The organism is Brucella pituitosa, assembly GCF_003049685.1.
Classification (GTDB): Bacteria; Pseudomonadota; Alphaproteobacteria; order Rhizobiales; family Rhizobiaceae; genus Brucella; species Brucella pituitosa.
The window spans coordinates 792,719-818,590 of record NZ_PYSY02000001.1; the positions used below are offsets into that span (position 1 = coordinate 792,719).

Genomic DNA, 25,872 nt, shown 5'->3' on the forward strand with positions numbered 1-25,872 from the left:
ATGGAAGCTTTTCACGATGTCCGTTTTCCACTCGGGGTTTCCTTCGGCGCAACCGGAGGGCCGGAATGGCGCAATGAAATCGTTACGCTCACATCCGGCATGGAAAAGCGTAACGCCCGCTGGGCACATTCCCGACGCCATTTTGATGCAGGCACGGGATTGCGTTCGCTTGACGATTTGAAAGCCGTGCTTGCCTTCTTCGAGGCCCGGCATGGTTCACTCCATAGTTTTCGTTTCCGCGACTCATTTGATTTTTCATCCGCTGCGGGCAGCGCAGCGCCGTCGCCATTCGATCAACAGATTGGAATAGGCGACGGAGCAAGCGTTAAGTTCCAGCTCATCAAACGCTACGAAGCTTATGATCGTCCGATTACACGGCCGGTTGATGAATCGGTACTGATTGGCGTCAACGGTGTGCGACTTGCAGAAGGCGAGGCGTTCACGCTCGACAGTGCCAACGGTAACGTTACTTTCATGCCTGATTATCGGCCTGCCGTAGGCGCCGTCGTGACGGCGGGCTTTCTCTTCGATGTGCCAGTACGCTTCGATACAGACAGGCTGATGGCCAGCATTGCGTCGTTTCAGGCAGGCGAAATCCCTTCCATTCCGATTGTCGAGGTCAAGATATGATCCCTGTTCCGGCAGCGCTTGAATCACATTTGAAGGGTGAAGTCACAACCCATTGCTTTGCCTGGCTTATAAGACGTTCGGATGGGGTTGTGCTTGGTTTCACAGACCATGATCGTGACTTGTTTCTGGATGGAATTGCCTGCGAGCCGCTGACGGGTCTGAACAGCAGCGAAGCCACGACAACACTCGGGCTGTCTGTTGCGGGCGGCGAGGTCGAAGGTGCGTTGTCTTCAACACGTATCAGCGACGTCGATATTGAGCAGGGCCGTTACGACGGAGCGGTCATCGAAAGCTATCTGGTCAATTGGACAAGCCCTGAACAGTACATGCTTCTGCGCCGCTGGACCGTTGGCACGATCAGCCGATCCGGTGGCCGATTTGTCATGGAGTTGAAAGGCGCTGCGGCTGCTTTCGATGCCGTTTGCGGCCGCCGGGTTCTGCGTCAGTGCAATGCTGTTTTGGGCGATAAACGCTGTGGTGTGAACCAAAGCGATCCTCGGTTCGCTGCTTCTGGATCGGTAACAGTTGCTGATGGCTCGATGCTGGCGGTGGCTGGACTTGAGGGTTTTGCAAGTGGTTGGTTTGCCGAAGGGTTGCTTGTTTGGACAAGTGGGAAAAGCTCGGGAAAAGCAATTCGAGTTCTGGGACAGAATGGTAACAGTCTGCGTTTGATTGAAGCGCCTATTCTGCCGGTGGAAACCGGCGACACGTTTCGTGTCCTTGCCGGTTGCGACAAGAGCTTTGCAACCTGCAAAACAAAATTCGCAAATGGCACCAATTTTCAAGGCTTTCCGCATCTTCCCGGCAATGACGCAGCCTTCGCCTATGTCAGCGGCGGTAATGAATATGACGGAAGTGCATTGGTGCCATGATGGTTGCCGAGAGAGTTTTGGCTGAGGCCGAAAGCTGGATAGGTACGCCCTATCGCCACGGCGCATCAATGCGTGGTGTAAGCTGTGATTGTCTCGGGCTGGTACGCGGTATTTGGCGGGCGCTTTATGGCAATGAGCCAGAACATCCGGGGGCTTATGCACCTGACTGGGCGGAGGCCGCTTCCGGCGATCCGCTTATGGAAGCGGCGCAAAGGCATATGAGATCACGCATCAGCGGTAATCCTCAGCCGGGTGACTTGCTCATCTTCCGCTGGCGCGCCGATGTTGCGGCGAAGCATCTTGGCATCATGACGAGAGAGAACCGCTTTATCCATGCCTATGAAGGTCATCACGTGATGGCTTCTGCCTTGGTGCCGCAATGGCGCAAGCGGATTGCCGGTATTTTTATCTTCCCTGACGCGAAAGTGTAAGCAATGGCGACTATCGTTCTGCAAGCGGTTGGTGCTGCTGTTGGCGGCATTTTTGGCCCTGTAGGGGCAGCGATCGGTGCTGGTCTGGGCGCTATGGGCGGCTATGCCATCGATACGGCGATCATCAATTCCACCCGCCATATGGAAGGTGCGCGCCTCAATGGTGGTCGCCTGGCAACAGCAGAAGAAGGTGCCGCACTTCCCTTTGTCTACGGCACAGCGCGGCTTTCAGGCACGTTGATCTGGGCGACGCGGTTTGAAGAAAAGAAAACCACCGAACGCCAAGGCGGCAAAGGTGGTCCGAAAGTGACTAGTTACAGCTATTTCGGCAATGCAGCCTATGCCGTTGCTGAAGGTGAAATCGCTGGCATCCGTCGTGTCTGGGCTGATGGTCAGGAACTTGATCTCACTGACATTGACATGCGCATCTATCGCGGTACGCAGGAACAACAGCCTGATCCCTTGATTGAGGCCAAGCAGGGAACAGGCAACGCGCCTGCCTATCGCGGCACTGCTTATGTGGTGTTTGAACGTATTCCGCTCGATGTGTATGGAAACCGTCTGCCACAATTCCAGTTCGAGGTCATGCGGCCGGTAGGCAAGGTGGCGCGCGATGTCCGTGCTGTGGCGCTCATTCCGGGCTCCACCGAGTTCGGCCTGTCGCCAAGTCCGGTCAAAGATAGGCCTTTTCCGGGTGAAAGCCGCACGATCAACCGCAATGCAAGGCGCGGGCGCAGCGATTGGACGGTCGCCATGGACGAGTTGCAGATGCTGTGCCCGAACCTACGCCATGTGGCAATTGTTCTACCATGGTTTGGTAATGATCTGAGGGCTGGTGCGTGCAGTATTCGCCCAGGTGTCACGCATCAGAGCACATTGTCCTCAAGCCAGACCTGGAAGGTTGAAAATGTCACTCGTGCTGATGCACATCTTATTTCGACCAGTGGTGACGGTGCGGCTTATGGCGGAACCCCTTCCGATCAGAGCGTAATCGACGCTATTCGTGACGCGAAAGCGCGCGGTCTTAAGGTTACGCTTTATCCGTTCATCATGATGGACGTGCCTGCCGACAATCGGTTGCCGTCGCCTTATGGTGGTGTTGGACAATCCGTCTATCCATGGCGCGGACGTATCACCTGCCATCCCGCAATCGGTGTTGCTGGTTCTCCAGACAAGACAGCCGAAGCAGGAAATCAGGTCTCAGCTTTCGTCAACGGAACATGGGGTTACAGGCGTTTCTTGAATCACTGTGCAAATCTGGTGGTGCAGGCTGGCGGTGTCGATGCCTTTTTGCTTGGTTCAGAATTACGCGGCCTTACCAGCATCCGTGACAGCCGCGAAAATTTTCCTTTCGTCACGTATCTTTGCGCGCTGGCCACGGAGATGCGGGTGAAGCTGGGCAGTGCCTGCAGCATAACCTACGGTGCCGACTGGACTGAATATTTTGGATATCAGGCACAGGATGGCAGCGGCGATCTGTTTTTCAATCTCGATCCGCTATGGTCACACTCTGCAGTGGATGCAGTAGGCATCGACAATTATATGCCGCTTGCCGATTGGCGGGATAGTGATTTCGATGGCGGGAACCCTGATCGGTTCGAAAGCCCTTATGACCTCGATGGTTTGACAGCGAGCGTAGAAACGGGGGAGGGCTTTGACTGGTATTACGCGAGCAGCGAAGACCGTGTCGCGCGTGTTCGTACACCGATTAGCGATGGGCTTGCTGGCAAACCGTGGGTCTATCGCTACAAGGATATTCGCGCCTGGTGGAGCAATCCGCATTATAACCGCATTGATGGGACAGAGGTTGCTGCACCGACAGTTTGGGTGCCGCAATCCAAGCCAATTTGGTTTACAGAACTTGGATGCCCGGCAGTAGACAAAGGTCCGAACCAGCCCAATGTTTTTCCTGATCCCAAATCGTCGGAAAATGCGACGCCATATTTCTCGAACGGCTCACGCGCCGATATCGGTATGGACCGGTTCCTGCGCGCACATTTCAAGCACTGGCCGGGAAACAATCCGGTTTCAACTGTCTATGGCGGGTCGATGTTGGACATGGATCGCATTTATTTGTGGTCCTGGGATACGCGACCGTTTCCGGAGTTTCCACTGAAAGGCGACGTGTGGGGCGATACGCCAAACTGGCGCCTCGGTCACTGGCTTAACGGTCGCGTCAGTGGAGTTTCGCTTGATGAACTGATTGCTGCCATACTGGCCGATTTTGAATTGCCTGAAGCGGATTGTACTGCTGCGGATGGGCATCTCACCGGGTTTGTTATTTCGGAACCGTCAACAGCACGCGGTGTTCTGGAACCGCTGATGAATGTGTTTGGCGTGCATGGGTTTGAGCAGGCAGGCCGGTTTGTGTTTCGGAGTATCACCCGTGCAGCTCCTGCGCTCGATGTGGCGCATATGCTGGTCGAGCCACAGGATGGCGAAGCGCTGAACTCTGTTCTCGAAGATCAGGGCGATCTGCCTTCCGTGGCCGAGCTATACTGTAATGATCCGCTGCGCGACTTTCAGGTTGTCGGCGCATCCGTGCGTCGCGATACAGGTCAGGGCACTGAAAGCCTCAGCCTATCTGGCTCGATGGAAACAGGGCAGGCAACTGCCCTTGCCGAAAGCTGGATGGCGCGCCGCTATGCTGAACGACGAACGGCAAGTTTCTCTTTGCCGTGGTCTGAGGCTGCACTTCACGTGGGCGACCGTGTCCGGCTTGAATTGCTGGGAGGCGGGCGCGACTATATCGTATCGGCGCTGGAAGATGGCGAAGTACGGGCTGTCAAAGCCGTCGCCCTTGCACCGAATGTCGTGTTTGCAGACAAAGGTGAAACTCCAAAGTTTCCACCGGGAAAACCGGCCTCAGATATGAAGCCGATTTTTCACCTCATAGATCTGCCGCTTTGGCCGAGTGCGGAAGCCCCCGCTGGTCAGTTCCGCGTTGCGTGTCATGCGAAGCCATGGCGCGGTGTCGCGGCTTACGCGTCACCATCCGACGATGGTTTTGCTGAACGCAGCTTGATCGGTGAACGCGCTGTAATGGGTGAACTGACAAGGCCGCTTATAGGAGCTCCGAGCGGACGTTTGATCGACGGGAATGCGATAGAGCTTGTACTTTACTCAGGCGAACTGGGATCAAAGCCACTTACTCAGATATTGAACGGGGCCAATACGGCATTTCTAAAATCCCCCAATGGAGAATGGGAAGTTTTTCAGTTTCTCGAAGCAGAAGAGATTGGACAAAACCGCTGGCGATTGAGCAGGCTTTTACGCGGACAGCTTGGTACGGAAACAGCAAGCCTCATTGAGAAGCCAGTCGGGACCCCGTTTGTATTGCTTGACGGTGGGGTGCAGGACATTGGTCTGCTAGCTTCCGAAATCGGGTTTGAGCTGAACTGGCGCATAGGGGCGGCAGGCAAATCGTTCTCGGATGAGTTCTTCGATACCGTGAAGGCAGTCGGCGGCTTGCAAGCCCTGAAGCCTTTAAGCCCGGTACATCTTAGGACCGAACAACTCGCCAATGGTGATTTGTCGGTTCACTGGATCAGGCGTGGGCGGATCGATGCTGATAGCTGGATGGGTGAGGATATTCCGCTTGGGGAAGAGCGTGAAGCCTATCAGGTGGAAATCTGGCAGTCCGATGCACTTGTGCGCAGTGCAAAGGTGCAAACCGCGTCCTGGATTTATCCGGTTTCGGAACGTCTTGCTGAACTAGACACAAAAGAATTCCAGATTCGCGTTGCGATGGTGAGTGCAAAAACTAGAGCTGGTGATTTCGCTACGCTCGATATTTCAAATATTTTGTGAAAATCAGAAAGGAAATCTAATGGCTGAAGATAAGCCTTGGTATCTGTCTCGTACTGTTTGGGCTGGATTGGTCGCTCTGTTTTTATCGTTGGCTGGCGCTTTTGGCCTTATCAGCGATACGGTCGATCAGGGCGCTTTAACTGATGTATTGCTGCAACTTGCGACCGGCATCGCTGGCCTTATTGCTGTTTTTGGTCGCATAGGGGCAACTTCGCGCATTTCATAATTTTATAAAGCGTGATAGCAAAGTTTTGAAAAGTGGCATAGTTCCGGAATGTTGACGGATGTCCCGGATAATATTATGCATAAAAACAATAGTTTAGAATGGCGCCACTCAGGGTTTTCTGATTGGAGCTGTTTTACAGGCCCAAATTCCTTTGTGCCTATAAGCGGGGACGATTGTTCATGCATCGTTCAGCTGAAAGGCGCTATAAAAGGGACATGATGAAACAGAACCCTGCTCTCAAAATTTTCGCGCTTCTGGCCGTTAGCATTGGTCTGTTGCCGGTTGATGCCGGTGCCTTGCCAATAGCGACGCCCCAGAAGTCTAATCTTCTGGTTGTCGCTGCTGGCGATTGTGCGGCGGTGGGCGAACAAGTGGCTGCCTCACAGGGTGGCCAGTTGGCCAAGGCAACTCCGACCACGCAGAATGGCCGCGCCATGTGTGTGATCGTGGTACTTGTCCCCGGCCGCGATGGCGAACGCCCGCGCCGTGTAGAAGTAGCCGTCCCCGCACAGTAATACACCCCCGCGAGGAGCCTCAAACTTGCGTATCCTGATCGTTGAAGACGACAAGGACCTGAACAGGCAGCTCTCGGATGCGATGGTTGCCACAGGCTATGTTGTTGATAGTGCTTTCGATGGCGAAGAGGGCCATCATCTGGGCGATACCGAACCTTACGATGCTGTGATCCTCGATATTGGCCTTCCGCAGATGGATGGCATCAGTGTTGTTGAACGCTGGCGCCGCAGTGGCCGCACCATGCCGGTTCTGATGCTGACAGCGCGTGATCGCTGGAGTGATAAGGTTGCGGGTATTGATGCTGGTGCCGACGATTATGTCGCCAAGCCTTTTCATATCGAAGAGGTTTTGGCTCGATTGCGCGCATTGATCCGTCGAGCTGCCGGCCATGCGTCGTCGGAACTGGTCTGCGGTTCTCTGCATCTTGATACAAAGACGTCGAAAGCCAGTGTGGATGGCGTTGCGTTGAAACTGACATCCCACGAATATCGCCTGCTTTCATATCTCATGCATCATATGGACGAGGTTGTTTCGCGGACGGAGCTGGTTGAGCATCTCTATGATCAGGACTTTGACCGTGATTCCAACACGATCGAAGTTTTCGTTGGTCGTCTGCGCAAAAAGATGGGCGTCGATCTGATCGAAACTGTGCGCGGCATGGGCTATCGCATCCGTTCGGACGGGCAAGATGATACGAGAGGGAACGGGAACTGAAGCTTTTTAGCGTTTTCCCCCCGTTGCGTTCACTAGCGATACGCGTTGTCACCCTTTCGACGCTCTGGGTCATTTTAGCGCTCGTCGTTGTGGCAACGCTTATCAGCACACTTTATGGCGATGCTGCACGCAACAATTTCGAGCGGCTTCTGACTGCGCATTTGTTCAGTCTTGTAGGTGCTGTCAGCATATCGCCGGACGGCACTCTTCAAGGCCGTCCCGAGCTTGGCGAGCTGCGCTATTCCAGTCCGCTTTCCGGTTGGTATTGGTCTGTTGATCCCGTTTCTTCAAACATCAATGGCAAGTTGCAATCGCTATCTCTGGTAGGGCGTATTGTGCCTGAGATACCGATAAATCAAGCGCCGTTCGATAGTTCCTTTATGCGCAGCTATACGCTCCCGGGCTTGAATGGTGAGGAACTCTACATTGTAGAAACCGAAGTCGTTCTTGATAATGACAACCGCGTTGCGCGTTTCCGCGTGATGGGAAACCTGAGTGAAGTCATGAGTGAAATCTCGGACTTCCGCAGTAAGCTTGCTCTTTATCTGGCGATTTTCGGGCTTGGCAGTGTCTTCATCAATGCTGGCATTATTCTCTTTGGTTTGCGTCCACTTGATAAAGTGCGACAGGCTCTGGCTGATATTCGCGAAGGGCGGTCAGCAAAACTCGGTACGTCACTGCCACTGGAAATCGCGCCACTGGCAAACGAGATGAATGCTCTTATTGAAAATAACCGTCGTATCGTTGAGCGTTCGCGAACGCAGGTTGGCAATCTTGCTCATTCTTTGAAAACGCCGTTGTCTGTGCTGACAAATGAAGCGCGGACCATGGGGGGCGAACAGGGGCGAGTTGTTCTAGAGCAGAGTGAAGCCATGCAGGTGCAGATACAGCATTATCTGCAACGTGCTCGCATCGCTGCTCAACGTGACAGTGTCGTATTCAGAACGCCGGTCACTCCAGTGCTTGAGCGGATGGAGCGAGTGACCGCAAAGCTTAATCCTGCTTTCAAAATCACATTCAGAAATGTGTTGCCGGAGGCGGTTTTTGCTGGCGAAAAGGAAGACTTGGAAGAAATTGCCGGTAATCTGCTGGAGAATGCGGGCAAATGGGGGCGCAGACAGATTGAGATCGTTTTGCGACCGGCCGCTGATGCGCAACGGCAGTTTGAGATTTTGATAGAGGATGACGGTCCGGGCCTTGCTCCGGATAAGATCGAACAAGCACTGAAACGTGGCAACCGTGTCGATGAGACCAAGCCGGGTACGGGGCTTGGATTGGCAATCGTTCAGGACACCGTCCGGGAATATGGTGGCACCTTGCATTTGGGCAAAAGCAACTGGGGCGGACTGCAGGTGCGCGTTGTGTTGCCGCTGACTGAAGATTGATAGTTGTTTTTGCCACGGGGCGAAGTAGAAGGTTAGACTTATTAGCTGCATCCTACGATAGTATGCATGCTCATTTTTTATGAAGGCCGGTTTGTTATGATGATGGTATCAAGGTTTTCCGCTCCTTTTCTGGTCGCTTCGATGGCGTTCATGCTTGCTGCCTGTGGAACATCCGGTGGTGGAAAAGGTTTGGGACTGACTTCGCTTGGCGGGTCGTCGTCATCAGCAGAAACACGTCCAAATTTGCTGGCACCACTCGGGAACGGGCTTTTGGGCAGTTCGGCAGGGCAGTTGACCGCAGGTGATCGCAAGAAGGCGCTCGAAGCAGAATATCGTGCGCTTGAATATTCGCCTGCTGGTAAGGTAGTTTCATGGAGTGGCAGTGGATCGACATCTGGGGATGTAACAGCTGCACAGCCTTATCAGGTGGGTTCCCAGAACTGCCGCCAATATACCCACACTTTTACAATTGCAGATTCAATGCAAACTGCGCGCGGTACTGCATGCCGTAATGCGGATGGAAGCTGGACGCCACTGAACTGATCGCTGCAGGCCTTTGCGGCGAATTGCCCTAGGCTGCAACTTCCGGCAGGTTAGTGTTGGTTTTTCCTTCGGCTGAGATTAAGTCTCAGCCATGGAATTCTGGTTGACTGCCGCATTGCTGACTCTTGCAGCTACATTGACTGTTTTGTTACCGCTGACACGGAACAAGCAGGAATTTTTGGCCCCTGAAAAGAACGATCTGGAAGTGTATCGCGACCAGTTGCGCGAGGTTGAGGCCGACGCTGCGCGCGGCATGATCGATACTCCCAGCGCCGAACAGGCTCGTATCGAAATCTCCCGTCGCATTCTGAATGCCGAAAAGGCCAGCGCGGAATCGGCTGCCACTATACGGAAAGCTCGATCTGGTCGGGTACTGGCTCTCGCAGCTGTACTGGCTGTCCCTTTGATCGCCTGGGGTGTCTACCCGCTTTTCGGAGCTCCTGACACACCGGCGATGCCATTGGCGGCGCGCTTGGCGAATAGCCCGCAGAACAGCTCTGTTGATGAACTCATTGCTCGCGCCGAAGCGCATCTTGCACAAAACCCCAATGATGCGCGCGGATGGGATGTATTGGCGCCAATTTATCTGCGGATTGGTCGCGGTGCTGATGCAGTCAACGCCTACCGTTCAGCGATTCGACTTGAAGGTGAAAATTTCCAACGAATTCTAGGTCTTGGTGAAGCATTGATCGGAGTATCCGGTGGGCCGGTCACAGCCGAGGCGGAAGGCTTGTTTGAAAAAGCGGCTACGCTCGAGCCTGATGACATCCGGCCGCAATATTATCTTGCGCAAGGTGAGATGCAGGATGGCAATGCTGACGGTGCAGTAAAGAGATTGCAGACCGTCCTCGATAAAGCACCGAAAGATGCGCCTTGGCGCGCACAGGTTGAACAGACAATTGCGCGCATTCGCGGAACTGCTCCGCAGGCCCCTGCGAACGGTCCTACAACCGAGGATGTAGACGCTGCAGCTTCCATGAGCCCTGAAGATCGTCAGGCCATGGTTGAAGGTATGGTTCAACGTTTGGACGAAAGTCTTCGCGAAAATGGCGGGGATATTGATAGCTGGAAGCGCCTGGTGCGCTCCTATATGATCCTTAATCGTCGAGATGATGCACTTGATGCGCTGAAACGTGGAGTTGCGGCGCTGGATGGTGAAAAACGGGCTGAGCTGACAGGCTTTGCCGCAGGGTTGGGTTTGGAAGCAGGGAGCGCAACACAATGAGTGCGACTGCAGAAAGCAACGGGCGCAATACGAAGCCAAAGGACAGTTTAGCCCGCACAGTCAGTCAGAGAAAGCGCAAGCGTCTGATGTTGATCGGCGGTGCGTTGACCGTTCTCGCTGTCGCGGTTGGCCTCATGCTTATGGCTTTTAATCAGGATATTCGATTTTTCCGAACACCTGCCGATTTGACTGAACAGGAAATCACCTCCGGTGCCCGGTTCCGTTTGGGTGGCCTTGTTGAAGAAGGCTCTGTGATGCGTGAAGGCAGTGAACTGCGCTTTACTGTCACCGACACAATCAAGACGGTCAAAGTTGTCTTCGAGGGTATTGCTCCAGATCTTTTCCGTGAGGGACAAGGTGTCGTTGCGGAAGGTCGCTTTGGTTCTGACGGCGTGTTTCGAGCTGATAATGTGCTCGCCAAACACGATGAAAATTATGTTCCGAAAGACCTCGCCGACAGTCTGAAGAAAAAGGGCGTTTGGGAAGGTCAATGATGAGTATCGGGCCAATAATCGGAATTGGAACTGGAAAAAGCTTATGAATGTCGAGATTGGTCATTTCGCGCTTGTTCTGGCACTGGCCCTCTCAGTGGTTCAGTCTGTTGCACCCGTTGTAGGCGCGCAGCGTAGAGACATGCAGCTGATGGGCGTGGCAGTACCAACTGCACTGGCCGTCTTTGCGCTGATTGCCTTCTCTTTCGTGGTTCTGACCTTCGCCTATGTCGTCTCTGATTTTTCCGTCCTCAATGTGGTTGAAAACTCTCATTCACAAAAGCCGATGCTTTATAAAATTACCGGCGTTTGGGGCAATCATGAAGGCTCCATGTTGCTGTGGGTACTGATCCTCAGTTTCTTCAGTGCGCTGGTTGCAGCTTTTTCCGGCAATCTGCCGGAAACCCTGCGTGCGAATGTCCTTGGCGTTCAGGGCTGGATTGGAACCGCCTTTCTGGCCTTCATCATTTTCACATCCAATCCATTCACACGCATCATTCCGGCACCGATTGAAGGCGGCGATCTGAACCCTATCCTTCAGGATATCGGCCTCGCGATCCATCCACCGTTGCTCTATCTCGGCTATGTCGGCTTTTCTGTATGCTTTTCCTTTGCCGTAGCTGCTCTGATTGAAGGCCGTATTGATGCGGCGTGGGCGCGTTGGGTTCGCCCCTGGGCGCTGGTCGCCTGGATGTTCCTGACCGGCGGCATCGCAATGGGCTCTTACTGGGCCTATTACGAGCTCGGCTGGGGCGGTTGGTGGTTTTGGGATCCGGTCGAAAATGCGTCCTTCATGCCATGGCTTGTCGGAACGGCGCTGCTGCATTCGGCCATTGTCATGGAAAAGCGATCCGCCCTCAAAATCTGGACAGTGCTGCTCGCGATCCTGACCTTCTCACTATCGCTTTTGGGAACCTTCCTTGTGCGTTCCGGTGTGCTGACGTCAGTGCATAGTTTCGCGACTGATCCGGGGCGGGGCCTTTTCATTCTCGCTATTCTTGCCATCTTTATCGGTGGTTCGCTGTCGCTTTTTGCTCTGCGTGTTCAGAGCTTGTCTTCGGGCGGACTGTTTCAGCCGATCTCGCGCGAAGGTGCGCTGGTCTTCAACAATCTCTTCCTCACAACTGCTGCTGCGACCGTTCTTATTGGCACACTCTATCCGCTGTTGCTGGAAGTGTTGACTGGCGACAAGATTTCGGTCGGAGCTCCCTTCTTCAACATGACCTTCGGGCCATTGATGATCCCGCTGCTGTTCGCTGTGCCTTTCGGTCCGCTGCTCGCCTGGAAGCGCGGGGACCTGTACGGCGTTGCGCAACGGCTGATGACAGCATTCGCATTGTCGCTCATTACGGTCGGTATCGTGATTTGGCGCAGCGAGGCTCACTCAGTCCTTGCAGCTCTCGGCATTGGTCTTGCTGTATGGCTGATTCTCGGTAGCCTGACTGACCTCTGGTTGAAGGCCGGTATTGGCAAGGTTTCCGCGAGCAAAGCATTTTCGCGCTTTAAAGGATTGCCACGTTCAGTGTTCGGAACAGCTCTTGCGCATATTGGCCTGGGCGTAACTCTGCTCGGTATTATAAGCGTCACCACCTATGGTACCGAAAGTGTATTGCTGATGCGTCCGGGCGATACGACAAAGGTCGCGAATTATTCGCTGCGCTTTGAAGGTCTGCGTCCTTTGACCGGTTCGAATTTCACTGAAAACCGCGGTACGTTTACGCTGCTGGATTCGTCAAATCGCGATCTGGGCCTGATCGAGCCATCCAAGAGGTTTTTCCCGGCCCGTCAGATGCCGACCACTGAATCAGGCATCCGGACTCTGTGGTTCAGTCAGGTTTATGTGGCTCTGGGTGACGAACCTGGCAATGGTTCCATTGTCGTGCGCGTTTGGTGGAAGCCGGATGTCACACTGATCTGGTACGGTGCGCTGATCATGATGGTGGGAGCTATCTTCTCGCTCGCAGATCGCCGCCTGCGTGTTGGCGCTCCATCAAAGACGCGCAAGTCCGCGTCGAAGGAAGCGGAGGCAACAGCATGAGGATAGGCAAACGTCTTTCCCTGCTTCTTCTCGGATTGTCGCTGGTCTTTAGCGGATCAGCCGCTTTGGCTGTCAATCCGGACGAGGTGCTCGCCGATCCTCAGCTTGAAAAACGTGCGCGCGAGATATCTGCGGAACTTCGCTGCATGGTATGTCAGAACGAATCTATTGACGATTCCAATGCGGAACTGGCGCGCGACCTGCGTGTTCTCGTGCGTGAACGCCTGACTTCTGGCGATTCTGATAAGCAGGTTATGGACTTTGTCGTAGATCGTTATGGCGAATTCGTCCTGCTTAAACCCCGGTTCAATGCACAGACAGCACTCCTTTGGGGTTTTCCGGTGCTGATTCTTTTGATTGGTGGGGTTGCTTTGGCCATTGCGTTCCGTCGGCGCAACACGGCAGCTGAAGTCCAAAAGCCGTTGTCGGAACGAGAAAAAGCCGAGCTTTCCAGGCTTCTCGACGATAAGTAAGCCAGTATTCGGTTCTGATTTTCTTCTCAAACCTTACAAAACTTTCATCTTCCGGAAATTGAGCGGTAAGGTAGCCCGAACTATCTTGAGCTCTATAAAGGATTACAGGACCAGATTTGCCTTGGTGGGAATTCTTGGTCCGGGATTGCTGCTCGTAAGGAGAGACAGATGTCGAAGATCATAACTTCAAAGTATCGCAAGGGTGTTGCAGCCGTAGCGCTGTCAGCCGCGCTGGCCGGTGCGTTCGTCGCAACCGGCCCAATGGGCGTGATGAACAATGCCCGCGCCGAAGCAGTCAGTGTCACTCCGCCTCAGCAGGCAGGCTTTGCCGATCTGGTTGAAAAAGTGCGCCCGGCAGTCGTTAGCGTTCGCGTCAAGAAAGATGTGCAGGAAGCCGATAGCCGTGGTCAGCAGTTCGGAACGCCCCCCGGTTTCGATCAGCTGCCAGATGGCCATCCGCTAAAGCGCTTCTTCCGTGATTTCGGCATGGAGCCTCGTGGCGACGCACGTCCCGATAGTCGCCGTCCGGGCAATCGCGGCAAGCCGCGTCCGGGTCATGAACGTCCAGTGGCACAGGGGTCCGGCTTCTTCATTTCTGAAGACGGTTATCTCGTCACCAACAACCACGTTGTTTCTGATGGTGACGCCTACAGCGTCGTTCTCGATGACGGCACCGAACTCGATGCGAAGCTGATAGGCACCGACGCGCGTACAGATCTTGCTGTCCTTAAGATCGATGATGCCAAGCGCAAGTTCACATATGTGAAGCTCGGTGATGACAACAAGATCCGGGTGGGCGATTGGGTCGTTGCTGTTGGCAATCCGTTTGGTCTTGGCGGCACGGTCACATCCGGTATCGTTTCAGCTCGTGGTCGTGACATCGGCGCAGGTCCTTACGACGATTTTATCCAGATTGATGCAGCGGTTAACAAAGGCAACTCTGGTGGCCCGGCTTTCGATCTTTCCGGCGAAGTCATTGGCATCAACACCGCAATCTTCTCACCTTCGGGTGGCAGCGTAGGTATCGCCTTTGCAATTCCAGCATCGACTGCCAAGCAGGTCGTCGATCAGCTGATCAAGAAGGGGTCGGTTGAGCGTGGTTGGATTGGCGTGCAAATCCAGCCGGTAAGCAAGGACATTGCCGCTTCGCTTGGTCTCGCTGAAGAAAAGGGCGCTCTGGTCGCATCCCCTCAGGCTGACGGTCCGGCTGCAAAGGCAGGCATCAAGGCCGGTGATGTAATCACAGCCGTTAATGGTGAAACTGTTCAGGACCCACGTGATCTTGCTCGTAAGGTTGCCAATATCATTCCCGGTGAAAAGGCTGCTCTGACTGTTTGGCGTAAGAATAAGGCTGAAGAAGTCGATATTACGATTGCGGCCATGCCACAGGATCTCGGCAAGGCGGACAGCCAGTCCGGCGGCGGTGACACCGAACAGGGTGGATCACTCGACACCTATGGTCTGACGGTTACGCCGTCGGAAGATGGTGACGGCGTAGTTGTCACCAATGTTGATCCTGATAGCGATGCGTCCGACCGTGGTATCCGTTCCGGTGACATCATAGTCTCAGTAAACAATCAGGTCGTCAAAAGTGCCAAGGATATCGACAAGGCGATTGAAGAAGCTTCAAAGGCTGGTCGTAAGGCAGTGCTGTTGCAACTTCAGAGCAACGACCAGAGTCGCTTCGTAGCCCTTCCAATCGATCAGGGATAATGGTTGCATGACGCTGAGTATCTGAAAACAAAATGCCAGGCGGACAACCCGCCTGGCATTCCTTCATTTTCTCCAACGATCCGGTTTATAGTATCGCCATGAAGATTCTCGTTATCGAAGACGACCGCGAAGCGGCCCGCTATCTTGAGAAGGCCTTTACTGAGGCTGGACATTCTGCCGACATCGCTGGCGATGGTGAGATCGGTTATGCGCTGGCTGAAAATGGAAATTATGATGTGTTGGTCGTGGACCGTATGTTGCCCAAGCGCGACGGTCTTTCTGTGGTCGCAGGACTGCGTGCCAAAGGCATGGAAACGCCGGTTCTTATCCTTTCCGCTCTTGGCGAAGTGGATGATCGCGTAACTGGTTTGCGCGCAGGCGGAGATGATTATCTAACCAAGCCATATGCATTTTCTGAACTGCTTGCACGTGTTGAAGTGCTGCAGCGCCGTTCAAGTCCGCGCGAAGCAGACACAATCTATCGCGTCGGCGATCTCGAACTTGACAGGCTCGCTCACACGGCACGAAGGCAGGATGTGGATATCACGCTTCAGCCGCGCGAGTTTCGTCTGCTTGAATATCTGATGCGTCATGCCGGACAGGTGGTTACGCGCACGATGCTGCTTGAAAATGTCTGGGATTATCATTTCGATCCTCAAACCAATGTGATCGATGTGCATATCTCCCGACTTCGCAGCAAAATCGAAAAAGGCTTTGACGTTCCATTGCTGCACACCGTGCGTGGTGCGGGCTACATGCTCAAAGCCGGGCGTACCAAAGCCGCTACTGCGAGCGCCAAGGTGGAATGATGGGGCGTTTCTCTGCGCTTATGCGCACGACAGCTGCTCGCCTGTCCACGCTTTACCTACTCTTATTTGCCGTTGGAGCGGTGGCATTGGTCTTCTATATGACCAATCTTTCTGCATCCATTATTAATAGCCAGACTCAGGAAGCGCTGGGCGAAGAAGTCGCGAGTATCGGCAAGGCCTATGCACGGGGCGGCATTCCGCAACTTGTGCGCACGATTGATTATCGTTCCCGCCAACCCGGTGCCTATCTCTATCTTGTTGCAGATCCGTCTGGCCGCATTCTGTCCGGCAACGTCGAAGGTGTTGAGCCGGGCGTGCTGGATACGGATGGTATCGTGGAGCGCGCCTTCAAATATCGCCGCTATGGTGAGCAGGGAACCGAGACTGAGCATCGCGCAATTGCAGTTGTGATTGCTTTGCCTAATGGTATGCGTCTGCTGGTTGGTCGCGATCTGGGTGAGCCGGAGCGTTTCCGGGATCTTGTGCGCAGCTCGCTCATGCTGGCTCTCGGTATCATGGGTGTCGGTGCGCTTCTGATCTGGTTCTTCGTTGGGCGACGCGCACTTAAACGTATCGATGAAGTTTCGCGCGCTTCGCAGCGCATTATGGATGGTGACTTGACGGGGAGATTGCCGGTCAATGGTTCCGGTGACGAGTTTGACCGTCTCTCAGGCAATCTCAATGTCATGCTTGGACGAATTCTTGAACTCAATGAAGGCTTGAAGCAGGTTTCCGATAATATTGCGCATGACCTCAAGACACCACTCACCCGTCTGCGCAACCGTGCCGAAGAGGCACTGTCAGGCAAGAAGGCCGGTCCTGAATATCGGGAGGCGCTGGAGGACATTATCGGCGAATCCGATCAGCTGATCCGCACCTTTAATGCTATTTTGATGATCTCCCGCCTTGAAGCAGGCTATTCAAGTGAGAATCTGGAGAACATGCCGGTGGCATCAATCGTCAGCGATGTGGCCGAAATGTATGAGCCGGTCGCCGAAGATGCGGGTGCTACTTTGACGCTTGGTGCGCTTGACGACACGCCGCTGCATATCAACCGTGAACTCGTTGGCCAAACCGTCTCCAACCTTGTCGACAATGCTATTAAGTATGCGCTTGTAGGCGAGAACCCTGCAGTAGTTACGCTTTCCATGGAGCGTGATTCACAATGGGTGCGCATCGTGGTGGCAGACAACGGCTCAGGCATTCCAGAAGATAAGCGCGAGCAGGCAACCGAGCGTTTCGTACGGCTTGAGGAAAGCCGTACACAGCCGGGATCGGGACTTGGTTTAAGTCTTGCCAAGGCGGTTATGAAATTGCACGGTGGCGCTCTGCGTCTGGAAGACAATGGACCCGGCCTGCGTGCAGTTCTTGAGTTCCCTCTGCCGAAGGACGCACAATCTTAAAATTACATGCATGAGGGGATCATGGCGGCTGAAAATTCAAAGGAACTGCTTTTCGACCGTAACCTTTGTGGGCTGACACCGCTTGATCCTGAACGGGCACAATCCTTTCTTGTCGACCTTGAAGGGCGGGCAAAGGAAGAGGGGCTTGACCGTGTTACCAGCCTTTTAGGCAATAAGAAGGCCGGGAGTTTTCTTGCAGCGGTTCTTGATCTGTCGCCATTTATTCGTGAATCGCTGATCCGTCAGCCACGCATTCTTGATCGAATTGTAGCCGCAGCGCCGGAAGAGGCTCTCGCCAATATTCTTTCCGAGATCTCTGCATCCGGCACGGAAGAGGGCGTCACAGAAGCTTCTCTGATGAGCGGTCTGCGCCAGCGAAAGCGAGAGGCACATGTGCTGATAGCGCTTTGCGATCTGGCGCAAATCTTCAATACGGAAGCGACAACCGGCTGGCTCACCGATCTGGCCGAAGCTTGTACGGGTGCTGCTATTCGCTTCCTGCTGTGCGATGCGGATAGTGCGGGAAAGATCAAACTGCCCGACCGTGATAATCCAGATAAGGAATGTGGCTGGATCGTACTTGGCATGGGCAAACTCGGTGCCCGCGAGCTCAATTATTCTTCTGATATTGATCTGATCGTCTTTATTGATGAAACACGTCCGGCTATTGGCGATCCATATGAATGCGTTGATACATTCTCTCGCATGACGCGGCGTCTGGTGCGTATTCTTCAGGATCGCACAGCGGACGGCTATGTCTTCCGCGTTGATCTGCGCTTGCGTCCTGATCCGGGTTCAACGCCTTTGGCGATCCCAGTTGGTGCGGCCCTGCATTACTATGAAGGGCGTGGGCAGAACTGGGAACGCGCGGCCATGATCAAGGCGCGTCCTGTAGCCGGAGATCGGGAGGCTGGCAAACAGGTGTTAGTTGAGCTCGCTCCATATGTTTGGCGTAAATATCTTGACTATGCAGCAATCGCCGACGTTCATTCCATCAAGCGACAGATTCATGCCCATAAGGGGCATGGCGACATCGCCATTCGTGGCCATAATGTGAAGCTTGGTCGTGGCGGTATCCGCGAGATCGAATTTTTCGTGCAGACGCAACAATTGATCGCAGGCGGTCGTTTCCCCGAATTGCGCGGTAATCAGACTGTCCCGATGCTCGGAAAGCTTGCAGAGCGTGGCTGGATCAGTGAGAAAGCACGCGATTGTCTTGCCAAGGAATATTATTTCCTGCGTGATGTCGAACACCGCATCCAGATGATTGCTGACGAGCAGACCCATATTCTGCCGGAAGACGACGAAGGCTTTGCCCGCGTCTCTCATATGATGGGTTATGACGATACGGCAGAGTTTTCTGAAGTGTTTCTGTCGGCCCTCAAGGTTGTCGAAAAGCATTATGCGGCGTTGTTTGAACAAGCGCCGGAGCTTGGTTCTTCCAGCGGCAATCTCGTTTTCACCGGCGATGTAGATGATCCGGGTACGTTGGAAACGCTGGCCTCTATGGGCTATGAGCGTCCCAGCGATATCTGCCGTGTTATCCGTACATGGCACTTCGGCCGCTATCGCGCCACGCAATCAGCAGAAGCGCGCGAGCGCCTTACAGAGCTGACACCGGCATTGTTGCAGGCTTTTGCTGCCACCAAACGCGCAGATGAATCACTCTTGCGTTTCGATGGATTCCTGCAAGGCCTGCCTGCGGGCATCCAGCTTTTCAGCCTGCTGCAATCTAATCCGCGCCTTCTCAATCTGCTCGTGATGATCATGAGTGCGGCACCACGACTTGCCGAAATCATTACACGGAAGCCGCATGTTTTCGACGGTTTGCTTGATCCGGCGATTTTTTCTGAAGTTCCGACCCGCACCTATCTTGAAGAGAGACTGCGCGCTTTTCTGGGGGCTGCAACTGATTTCGAGGAAGTTCTGGATCGCCTGCGTATATTCGCGGCCGAACATCGCTTTCTGATTGGCATCCGTCTGCTGACAAGTGCAATTGATGGCGTCCGTGCCGGGCGCGCCTTTTCCGATCTGGCTGAACTGATGATCGGTAAAGCCTTTGAGGTCGTCGAAGCTGAACTGCAACGGCGTCATGGCAAGGTAAAGGGTGCCAGGGTAGCGCTTCTTTCTATGGGCAAACTTGGCAGCCGCGAACTGACCGCAGGTTCGGATGTCGATCTTATCCTACTCTATGACCATGATAAGGATACGGATGAATCGGATGGCGACAAACCATTGGCTGCGTCGCAATATTATATCCGGCTGACACAGCGCCTTATCGCGGCACTTTCCGCGCCAACCGGGGAAGGTGTGCTTTACGAAGTCGATATGCGATTGCGCCCATCGGGCAATAAAGGTCCTGTAGCTACGCATATTGAATCATTCGGAAAGTATCAGCGCACAGAGGCTTGGACATGGGAGCACATGGCCCTGACGCGCGCGCGCGCTATTCACGGCGATGCGGCCTTCATTGATTTCATCAAGGGTGAAATTGACGAAGTGCTGTCCACCAAGCGGGATACGCGGAAAATAGCCAAGGACGTGCGTGAGATGCGCGACCTCATTTATCAGGAAAAGCCACCGCGCGACGATTGGGATTTCAAGCTGAAACCCGGCGGTATTGTCGATCTTGAATTCATAGCGCAGTTCGCGGTTCTCGTTGGAAAGGTCGCAAAGACGCCACGTCCTCTTGCAACTGAGGAAGTGCTCGCTGGCCTTGACCCCTCATTCGCCGATCCGGCTACGATTGATACACTGGTTGAAGCGCATCGCTTCTACACCAATCTCAGCCAGACAATTCGTCTATGCCTTGGCAGCGATGCAACGCGTGAAGAGTTCATTCCTGGAATGATTGATATTCTCTGTCGTGCGGCCGAACTGCCGGACATCAAACGCGTTGAACATCATCTGACGGAACTGGCTGCAAATGTTCGAGCCAGTTTTGACAAGCTGATAAACTGACTATGCTGCGTGGATCTCAGTATGTTGGCTGGAGGCAATGGCCTGCCTCCGGTCCGGTATGCAAACCGAAACTACGGTTCCAATGCCTTCAGTCGAACGGATGCGCAGCCAGCCACCATGGAGTTCAGCAAGAGAGCGGGTGATCGCAAGTCCGAGACCTGAGCCAGTATGCGATTTTGTGAACTGGTTCTCGACCTGCTCAAACGGCTGTCCGATTTTCCGCAGAGCGGATTTCGGGATGCCGACGCCGGTATCCTGAATGGTCATGAACAGAGCTGATCCAGTCTTTCGTGCGCGCACCGTGATGCGACCATTATGGGAAGTGAACTTCACCGCGTTGGACAGAAGGTTGATCAGCACTTGTTTGACCGCCCGTCGGTCTGCATTGAGCTGCATGGCTTCTTCGATGCGCGTCTCAACTGTGATGTTCTTTTCGTCTGCCTGCAGAGAAATCATGCGCACGGTTTCATTGATCAGCGGGCAGAGGTCGATTTCTTCACGGTCGAGCGAGAAATGGCCCGCTTCGATCTTTGACATATCGAGAATGTCATTGATCACGTTGAGCAGGAAGTTACCGCTGGTGTGAATATCGTTGATATATTCCTCGTAGCGATCCGAGCCTAGTGGCCCGAAAGTGCCAGCCTGAATCATTTCGGAGAAACCGATGATCGCATTGAGCGGCGTACGCAATTCGTGAGACATATTGGCAAGGAATTCAGACTTGGCGCGGTTTGCAGCTTCCGCGCGCTCCTTTTCCTGACCGTATTTGCGCGCCAGTTCCGACAATTCACGTACGCGGTCGCGCTCACCCTTACGGGCAATGGACAGATCGTGAATGGTGGCCATCAGTCGACGTTCACTGTCAACCAGGCGTTCCTGATGCTGCTTGATCTGGGTAATGTCGGTGCCGATGGAAACAAGACCACCGTCCTGAGTGCGGCGTTCATTGACCTGTAGCCAACGACCATCGCTCAGCTGGCGTTCGAAAGTCTGGCCGCCTGCACGATTATGTTCATTCGCCATGCGACGCTCAAAGCTGAACGGACGCGTGTGGGCATCAACTTCGTTGCGCGGCACGCCGGGCTTCAGTGTCCAGACCGGAAGGCCAGCATATTCGCTGAATTTGGAATTGGCCATCACCAGACGGTTATTGGAATCCCAGAGAACGAATGCTTCGGAAATATTCTCGATGGCTTCGCGGATACGCATATCGGCTTCTGCCGTCTGCTGCGCAAAGCGATGCTGCTCACTGACGTCGAATGCAATGCCGACGAGGTGCAGATCATTCTCAGATGCGATCTCCGCACGAACCCGCATCCATACCCACGAACCATCTGCATGGCGCATACGGAAGACACGGTCCACATGCGAAATATCGCCAGCCGCTGCCTGTTCTGCAATCGAATATAAATCGCCATCTTCAGGATTGATGATCGCCGACACGTCGCCAAAAGCGAGCACGGCATCCTGCGCCTCGTAGCCGAGCATCTCATACATGGAGCGCGACCAGTAGATGCGTCCGCGCGCCATATCCCAATCCCACAGACCACCACGACCACGCGCAAGCGCCATATCAATACGACGCTGGATCTGGCCAGATAGATCGTCGGCTTCGCGGGCACGCGCTGCCTGACTGAAATAGGCATAGAGAATTGCGAACATCACGCCGGTCGTGCCTGCAAAGAGCGTCACGTTAAGCGATACGGCGCGTTTCCATTCAGCAAATATTGTGCTTTCCGGTTCTGCAGCAATGATCGCATAAGGCACGGTCATTGGTTTTGACACCGTGCCGTAGGCTGCTTCTCCGTTCATGACGACTGTCAGAACGCCAGCACGTTCCGCAAACATGAACAGAGGCTGGATGTCGCTGAATACATCATCGGCCTGTTTGCCGACGATGTCTGTTGCCGGGCCGGAAGCCGTGACGATGACTGAATCGTCATTAACCAGAGCAATCGTCATGCCGCTGGAAGACAGACCACGGGAGCGAAACTCCGCAATCGTATTATCAAGATCCTTGGGTGCCAGTTGCGCGCCAGCCTGCGTACCGTTGGCAGCACGCTCGATCATCTGCGCCAGATTGGCCGTCGTTGCAGACAAAGCCGCCTTGTGCTGCAGTTCGATGTCTTCGCGCCACGACAACATCGAGAACACGCGCGCCACGCCGAGTATGATGAGAAAGATGATGATGAGGGCCGGAACAAGACGACGCAATACGGGCTCAACCGCCACGAACTTGCCGTAGGCAGGGCCTGCAAGAAGCTTGGCATGTCCTGAGAGTCTGCCCTTCTTCCGCTTCCGTCCGGAGTCGCGATGCTTCCCCGCCGTCGCGTCGTACGCGTCGGTGCTCGCCATCTGTTGGCCCCTCTTGATTTGCCGTAACAGTTCCCAAGATGCGCCAGAAGCGCTGTCCGCCCGAAACTGCGTGAACTGAAATCTCTACTCAAAATCTTTCGGAATACGCCGTCTCCGAACAACTTCAATGAATCAAAAGTGATTCGCGCTGTCCAGCGAATTCGTTAACGAGATGTAAAAAACACCATCTGCGCGTTTGGTTTTTCCGTTGAATCTCAATCTGTTAAGCGGAATCAGTTTGAGAAGGTGCGCATCTAACATCATGAAAAGACTCATGAAAGCCGTAAGCCTTGGCAGGTTTTATACGGCTCTGCTTGAACAATGGCGGAACGGTCGTGCCCGGCCCATTTCGGGGCCGGGTATAACGAATCAGTATGTCGCGATATATGATTCGCGAATCAAGCGAGGGTTCTGTCCACGATGTCGCGAAGATCGGTCGAAAGCTTCGGTGTACCGGCAATACGAGCCAATGCAGCGCGAGCATGTTCACGACGTGTGTCTTCCAGCGAACGCCAGGAACGCAAAGCGGTGAGAAGACGCGCTGCAAGCTGTGGATTTTCCGGATCGATTGCCAGAATGATATCGGCGAAGAAAGTGTAAGCCGCGCCATCCTTGCGATTGAACCCCGTCGGGTTGCTGGCTGAGAACGCCCCGATCAGCGCGCGCACGCGGTTCGGATTGTCGAACGAAAGCAGCTTGTGCCTGGTGAGCGCGCGGACAGCATCGAGTGCTTTTTCGCCGGGACGTGTTGCTTGCACGATGAACCACTTGTCCATCACCAATCCGTCGTCACCAAACCGCTTTTCAAATGATGCAAGCGCTCCCTGAGCTTCATGGCTGTCACCGAAGCGATGCACCAATACGCTGAGAGCTGCCGCACGATCAGTCATGTTATCGCCGTCGGCAAACTGTTGGGCAGCACGGGCAGGGCTGTTTTCATATCGGCTGAGATAGTCGAGCAGCACGTTGCGCAATGCGCGTTTGCCAGCCGATACAGCATCAGGGGAGAACGTACCTTCTTGCTGCAAGCTTGCATAAAGCGATGCGAAGTCATCCGAATAGGCGGATACGATTGCCGCGATGAGGTGATCGCGGCTTGCGCAAATTGCATCAGGGTCAACATTGTGACCCATCTCGCGTGCGATATCGCTCTCTGTCGGTAAGGTCAGGCAGAGAGCGCGGAAGGCCGCGTCAAGCGTTTCATCGGAGGCAACGCGTCCTGCAAGCTCAATGATCCTGTCGTCCGTCTCCGGTTCATACCCACCCCGTACACGCTTGGCACCGTCCAGCAGGGCTTGCGTGAAAATGCCGGTCAGCGCTTGCCACCGGGCGACGGGATCACTGTCGTTCAATGCCAGGAATATACGGTCTTCTGCATCAAGTGGGGAGACCAGATTGATTGGCGCGGAGAAGCCGCGCAGCAGTGACGGGACCGGGCGTTCCCTGATGCCATGAAAGACAATGGTTTCCGAGGCCTTATGAAGATGGATAACGCCATCATGAACATCGCCACCCTCGACTGATGAAGGCTGAATATCTTTGCCATCTGCTCCCAAAAGGCCAAAAGCGATAGGAATATGCATTGGCTTTTTTGTTGGCTGTCCGGGAGTTGGTGCAAGCGACTGTACAAATTCAACAGTGAACGTCTCTTTTGCCGCATTAAAGTCGAAGCTCGCTTCGACTTTCGGCGTCCCGGACTGATCGTACCACAATGAGAATTGTGAAAAGTCCTGTCCCGAAACATCGGCGAAGACCTTGATGAAGTCTTCGATAGTTGCCGCTTCACCGTCATGGCGTTCGAAATAAAGGTCCATGCCTTTGCGGAACAGTTCAGGCCCGATGATGGTGCGGATCATGCGCACTACTTCCGAGCCTTTTTCATAAACGGTCGCCGTGTAGAAATTGTTGATCTCGCTATATTCGCGAGGGCGTACCGGATGCGAAAGGGGACCGCTATCTTCCGGGAACTGCTGTGCTTTCAGGATCTTTACTTCGGCGATGCGTTTCACTGGGCGCGAACGCTCATCCGCAGAAAATTCATGATCGCGATAGACCGTCAGACCTTCTTTCAGGCAAAGCTGGAACCAGTCGCGACAGGTAATGCGATTGCCGGTCCAGTTGTGAAAATACTCGTGTGCAATAACAGCTTCGATGCCTGCATAATCCACATCCGTTGCCGTATCGGAGTCGGCCAGCACGTATTTGTCATTGAAGACATTGAGGCCCTTGTTTTCCATCGCTCCCATGTTGAAGTCGGAAACCGCAACGATATTGAAGACGTCGAGATCATACTCGCGGCCGAATTTTTCCTCGTCCCAACGCATAGAGCGTTTGAGCGCATCCATAGCGTAAAGCGCGCGGTCCTGCTTACCGTGTTCGACATAAATGGCGAGATCGACCGGGCGTCCTGATAGTGTGGTGAAATGGTCCTTCACGACATCAAGTGAGCCCGCGACAAGGGCAAACAGATAGGATGGCTTTGGATGCGGGTCATGCCAGACAGCAAAATGCCGACTAGCATTGTTTGCCACAATACCGTGTTTAACGGGATTGCCATTCGCGAGCAAAATCGGGGCGGCTGCCTTTTCGGCATCGATGTGTACGGTATAAACGGAAAGCACGTCCGGCCGGTCATAATAATAGGTGATGCGGCGGAAACCTTCTGCTTCACACTGCGTGCAATAGACATCGCTCGATCGATAAAGCCCCGAGAGCTGACGATTTGTCGTCGGATTCACTTCGGTGACGATTTCCAATGTAAAACGATCTGCATCAGGCAGGTCGGTGATTTCGAGCCGATCGGGCGTTGCTGAATAGCCGTTGTCGCCAAGTGGCGCTCCATTCAGGCGCAAGCCGATCAATTTTAGCTCATCACCGTCCAGAATAAGCGGCGTCCCCCTGACAGTATCCGCGCGCCGCTCGATTGTCAGTTGGGCACGAACGATTGTCTTTTCCGGCTCAAGTATGAAGTCGAGTTTCGTTTCTGGTATGGCGTAAGGGGTCGGGCGATAATCTTCGAGGCGGAATGTCTGGCCAGTTTCAGTACGCATTGCGAAACTCTTCTGTGGAGCGCAGCCCGAAAGTGTGAAACCGCTTTCGGATAAGACACGCGTTAAAATAAACGATGAGAGCGTCGATTTGATTTAATCAAATCGAAAGGCGCTCCAAGCGCTTCGATGCAAGTGGATTGAATTTGACGTTTGGATCACGATCAACATCCACGCTCTTTCAAACGTCAAATTCGAAAAATCCACTAGATTCATATGCTTACTAGTTG

The 25,872-nt window shown here is 54.0% G+C and carries 19 protein-coding genes; 17 read left to right on the forward strand and 2 right to left on the reverse strand.

Going from position 1 to position 25,872, the window contains the following annotated elements; all coding sequences use genetic code 11:
• From C9380_RS03845 to C9380_RS03925, 17 genes are all read left to right on the forward strand, one after another.
• Positions 1–630, forward strand: a complete 630-nt coding sequence (locus C9380_RS03845; protein ID WP_111786288.1) for a DUF2460 domain-containing protein — start codon at positions 1–3, stop codon at positions 628–630.
• Positions 627–1,502, forward strand: a complete 876-nt coding sequence (locus C9380_RS03850; protein WP_128093025.1) for a phage/gene transfer agent baseplate hub protein — start codon at positions 627–629, stop codon at positions 1,500–1,502. Before C9380_RS03845 ends, C9380_RS03850 begins: the two co-directional genes overlap by 4 nt.
• Positions 1,499–1,933 (forward strand): C40 family peptidase, encoded by a 435-nt coding sequence (locus C9380_RS03855; RefSeq protein ID WP_128093026.1) that lies wholly within the window; start codon positions 1,499–1,501, stop codon positions 1,931–1,933. Before C9380_RS03850 ends, C9380_RS03855 begins: the two co-directional genes overlap by 4 nt.
• A gap of 3 nt (positions 1,934–1,936) precedes the next feature.
• Positions 1,937–5,743: a baseplate multidomain protein megatron gene (locus tag C9380_RS03860; protein WP_128093027.1), complete on the forward strand. Its 3,807-nt coding sequence runs from the start codon at positions 1,937–1,939 to the stop codon at positions 5,741–5,743.
• A 19-nt stretch (positions 5,744–5,762) separates the two neighbouring features.
• The gene (locus C9380_RS03865) at positions 5,763–5,969 is read left to right on the forward strand and encodes a hypothetical protein (protein ID WP_100559439.1); all 207 of its coding nucleotides are present in this window, start codon (positions 5,763–5,765) and stop codon (positions 5,967–5,969) included.
• 218 nt (positions 5,970–6,187) lie between these two features.
• Positions 6,188–6,484 (forward strand): hypothetical protein, encoded by a 297-nt coding sequence (locus C9380_RS03870; protein WP_024897288.1) that lies wholly within the window; start codon positions 6,188–6,190, stop codon positions 6,482–6,484.
• Positions 6,485–6,509: 25 nt separating this feature from the next.
• On the forward strand, positions 6,510–7,199 hold the full coding sequence (locus C9380_RS03875) for a response regulator transcription factor (RefSeq protein WP_094541694.1): 690 nt from the start codon (positions 6,510–6,512) through the stop codon (positions 7,197–7,199).
• Positions 7,200–7,237: 38 nt separating this feature from the next.
• Positions 7,238–8,584, forward strand: coding sequence for an ATP-binding protein (locus tag C9380_RS03880; RefSeq protein ID WP_128093628.1), 1,347 nt, complete (start codon positions 7,238–7,240; stop codon positions 8,582–8,584).
• Positions 8,585–8,680: 96 nt separating this feature from the next.
• Entirely contained in the window at positions 8,681–9,127 is a 447-nt protein-coding gene (locus C9380_RS03885; protein WP_024897291.1) for an RT0821/Lpp0805 family surface protein, read from the forward strand.
• Positions 9,128–9,218: 91 nt separating this feature from the next.
• A complete protein-coding gene (gene ccmI, locus C9380_RS03890; protein ID WP_128093028.1) occupies positions 9,219–10,352 on the forward strand; it encodes a c-type cytochrome biogenesis protein CcmI in 1,134 nt (377 codons plus the stop codon).
• Entirely contained in the window at positions 10,349–10,846 is a 498-nt protein-coding gene (ccmE, locus tag C9380_RS03895) for a cytochrome c maturation protein CcmE (RefSeq protein ID WP_128093029.1), read from the forward strand. The genes ccmI and ccmE overlap by 4 nt, the downstream gene beginning before the upstream one ends.
• Before the next feature lie 43 nt (positions 10,847–10,889).
• A complete protein-coding gene (locus tag C9380_RS03900; RefSeq protein WP_024897294.1) occupies positions 10,890–12,881 on the forward strand; it encodes a heme lyase CcmF/NrfE family subunit in 1,992 nt (663 codons plus the stop codon).
• Complete coding sequence (locus tag C9380_RS03905; RefSeq protein ID WP_024897295.1) at positions 12,878–13,354, forward strand: cytochrome c-type biogenesis protein; 477 nt, start codon at positions 12,878–12,880, stop codon at positions 13,352–13,354. Before C9380_RS03900 ends, C9380_RS03905 begins: the two co-directional genes overlap by 4 nt.
• 168 nt (positions 13,355–13,522) lie before the next feature.
• Positions 13,523–15,067, forward strand: coding sequence for a Do family serine endopeptidase (locus tag C9380_RS03910; RefSeq protein ID WP_100559431.1), 1,545 nt, complete (start codon positions 13,523–13,525; stop codon positions 15,065–15,067).
• A 98-nt stretch (positions 15,068–15,165) separates the two neighbouring features.
• Positions 15,166–15,876, forward strand: coding sequence for a response regulator transcription factor (locus tag C9380_RS03915; protein ID WP_024897297.1), 711 nt, complete (start codon positions 15,166–15,168; stop codon positions 15,874–15,876).
• Positions 15,873–17,279: a sensor histidine kinase gene (locus C9380_RS03920; RefSeq protein ID WP_128093030.1), complete on the forward strand. Its 1,407-nt coding sequence runs from the start codon at positions 15,873–15,875 to the stop codon at positions 17,277–17,279. The genes C9380_RS03915 and C9380_RS03920 overlap by 4 nt, the downstream gene beginning before the upstream one ends.
• Before the next feature lie 21 nt (positions 17,280–17,300).
• Positions 17,301–20,240, forward strand: coding sequence for a bifunctional [glutamine synthetase] adenylyltransferase/[glutamine synthetase]-adenylyl-L-tyrosine phosphorylase (locus tag C9380_RS03925; RefSeq protein WP_128093031.1), 2,940 nt, complete (start codon positions 17,301–17,303; stop codon positions 20,238–20,240).
• On the opposite strand, the gene C9380_RS03930 is transcribed toward C9380_RS03925, so the two are convergent.
• Positions 20,241–22,595: a PAS domain-containing sensor histidine kinase gene (locus tag C9380_RS03930; protein ID WP_100559425.1), complete on the reverse strand. Its 2,355-nt coding sequence runs from the start codon at positions 22,593–22,595 to the stop codon at positions 20,241–20,243.
• 398 nt (positions 22,596–22,993) lie between these two features.
• Entirely contained in the window at positions 22,994–25,645 is a 2,652-nt protein-coding gene (gene pepN, locus C9380_RS03935) for an aminopeptidase N (protein WP_128093032.1), read from the reverse strand.
• Positions 25,646–25,872: the final 227 nt, after the last annotated feature.

Coding starts and splice junctions, on each gene's coding strand:
- C9380_RS03845 (WP_111786288.1), top strand. CDS start 1: ATGGAAGCTTTTCACGATGTCCGTTTTCCACTCGGGGTTTCCTTCGGC.
- C9380_RS03850 (WP_128093025.1), top strand. CDS start 627: ATGATCCCTGTTCCGGCAGCGCTTGAATCACATTTGAAGGGTGAAGTC.
- C9380_RS03855 (WP_128093026.1), top strand. CDS start 1,499: ATGATGGTTGCCGAGAGAGTTTTGGCTGAGGCCGAAAGCTGGATAGGT.
- C9380_RS03860 (WP_128093027.1), top strand. CDS start 1,937: ATGGCGACTATCGTTCTGCAAGCGGTTGGTGCTGCTGTTGGCGGCATT.
- C9380_RS03865 (WP_100559439.1), top strand. CDS start 5,763: ATGGCTGAAGATAAGCCTTGGTATCTGTCTCGTACTGTTTGGGCTGGA.
- C9380_RS03870 (WP_024897288.1), top strand. CDS start 6,188: ATGAAACAGAACCCTGCTCTCAAAATTTTCGCGCTTCTGGCCGTTAGC.
- C9380_RS03885 (WP_024897291.1), top strand. CDS start 8,681: ATGATGATGGTATCAAGGTTTTCCGCTCCTTTTCTGGTCGCTTCGATG.
- ccmI (WP_128093028.1), top strand. CDS start 9,219: ATGGAATTCTGGTTGACTGCCGCATTGCTGACTCTTGCAGCTACATTG.
- ccmE (WP_128093029.1), top strand. CDS start 10,349: ATGAGTGCGACTGCAGAAAGCAACGGGCGCAATACGAAGCCAAAGGAC.
- C9380_RS03900 (WP_024897294.1), top strand. CDS start 10,890: ATGAATGTCGAGATTGGTCATTTCGCGCTTGTTCTGGCACTGGCCCTC.
- C9380_RS03905 (WP_024897295.1), top strand. CDS start 12,878: ATGAGGATAGGCAAACGTCTTTCCCTGCTTCTTCTCGGATTGTCGCTG.
- C9380_RS03910 (WP_100559431.1), top strand. CDS start 13,523: ATGTCGAAGATCATAACTTCAAAGTATCGCAAGGGTGTTGCAGCCGTA.
- C9380_RS03915 (WP_024897297.1), top strand. CDS start 15,166: ATGAAGATTCTCGTTATCGAAGACGACCGCGAAGCGGCCCGCTATCTT.
- C9380_RS03920 (WP_128093030.1), top strand. CDS start 15,873: ATGATGGGGCGTTTCTCTGCGCTTATGCGCACGACAGCTGCTCGCCTG.
- C9380_RS03925 (WP_128093031.1), top strand. CDS start 17,301: ATGGCGGCTGAAAATTCAAAGGAACTGCTTTTCGACCGTAACCTTTGT.
- C9380_RS03930 (WP_100559425.1), bottom strand. CDS start 22,595: ATGGCGAGCACCGACGCGTACGACGCGACGGCGGGGAAGCATCGCGAC.
- pepN (WP_128093032.1), bottom strand. CDS start 25,645: ATGCGTACTGAAACTGGCCAGACATTCCGCCTCGAAGATTATCGCCCG.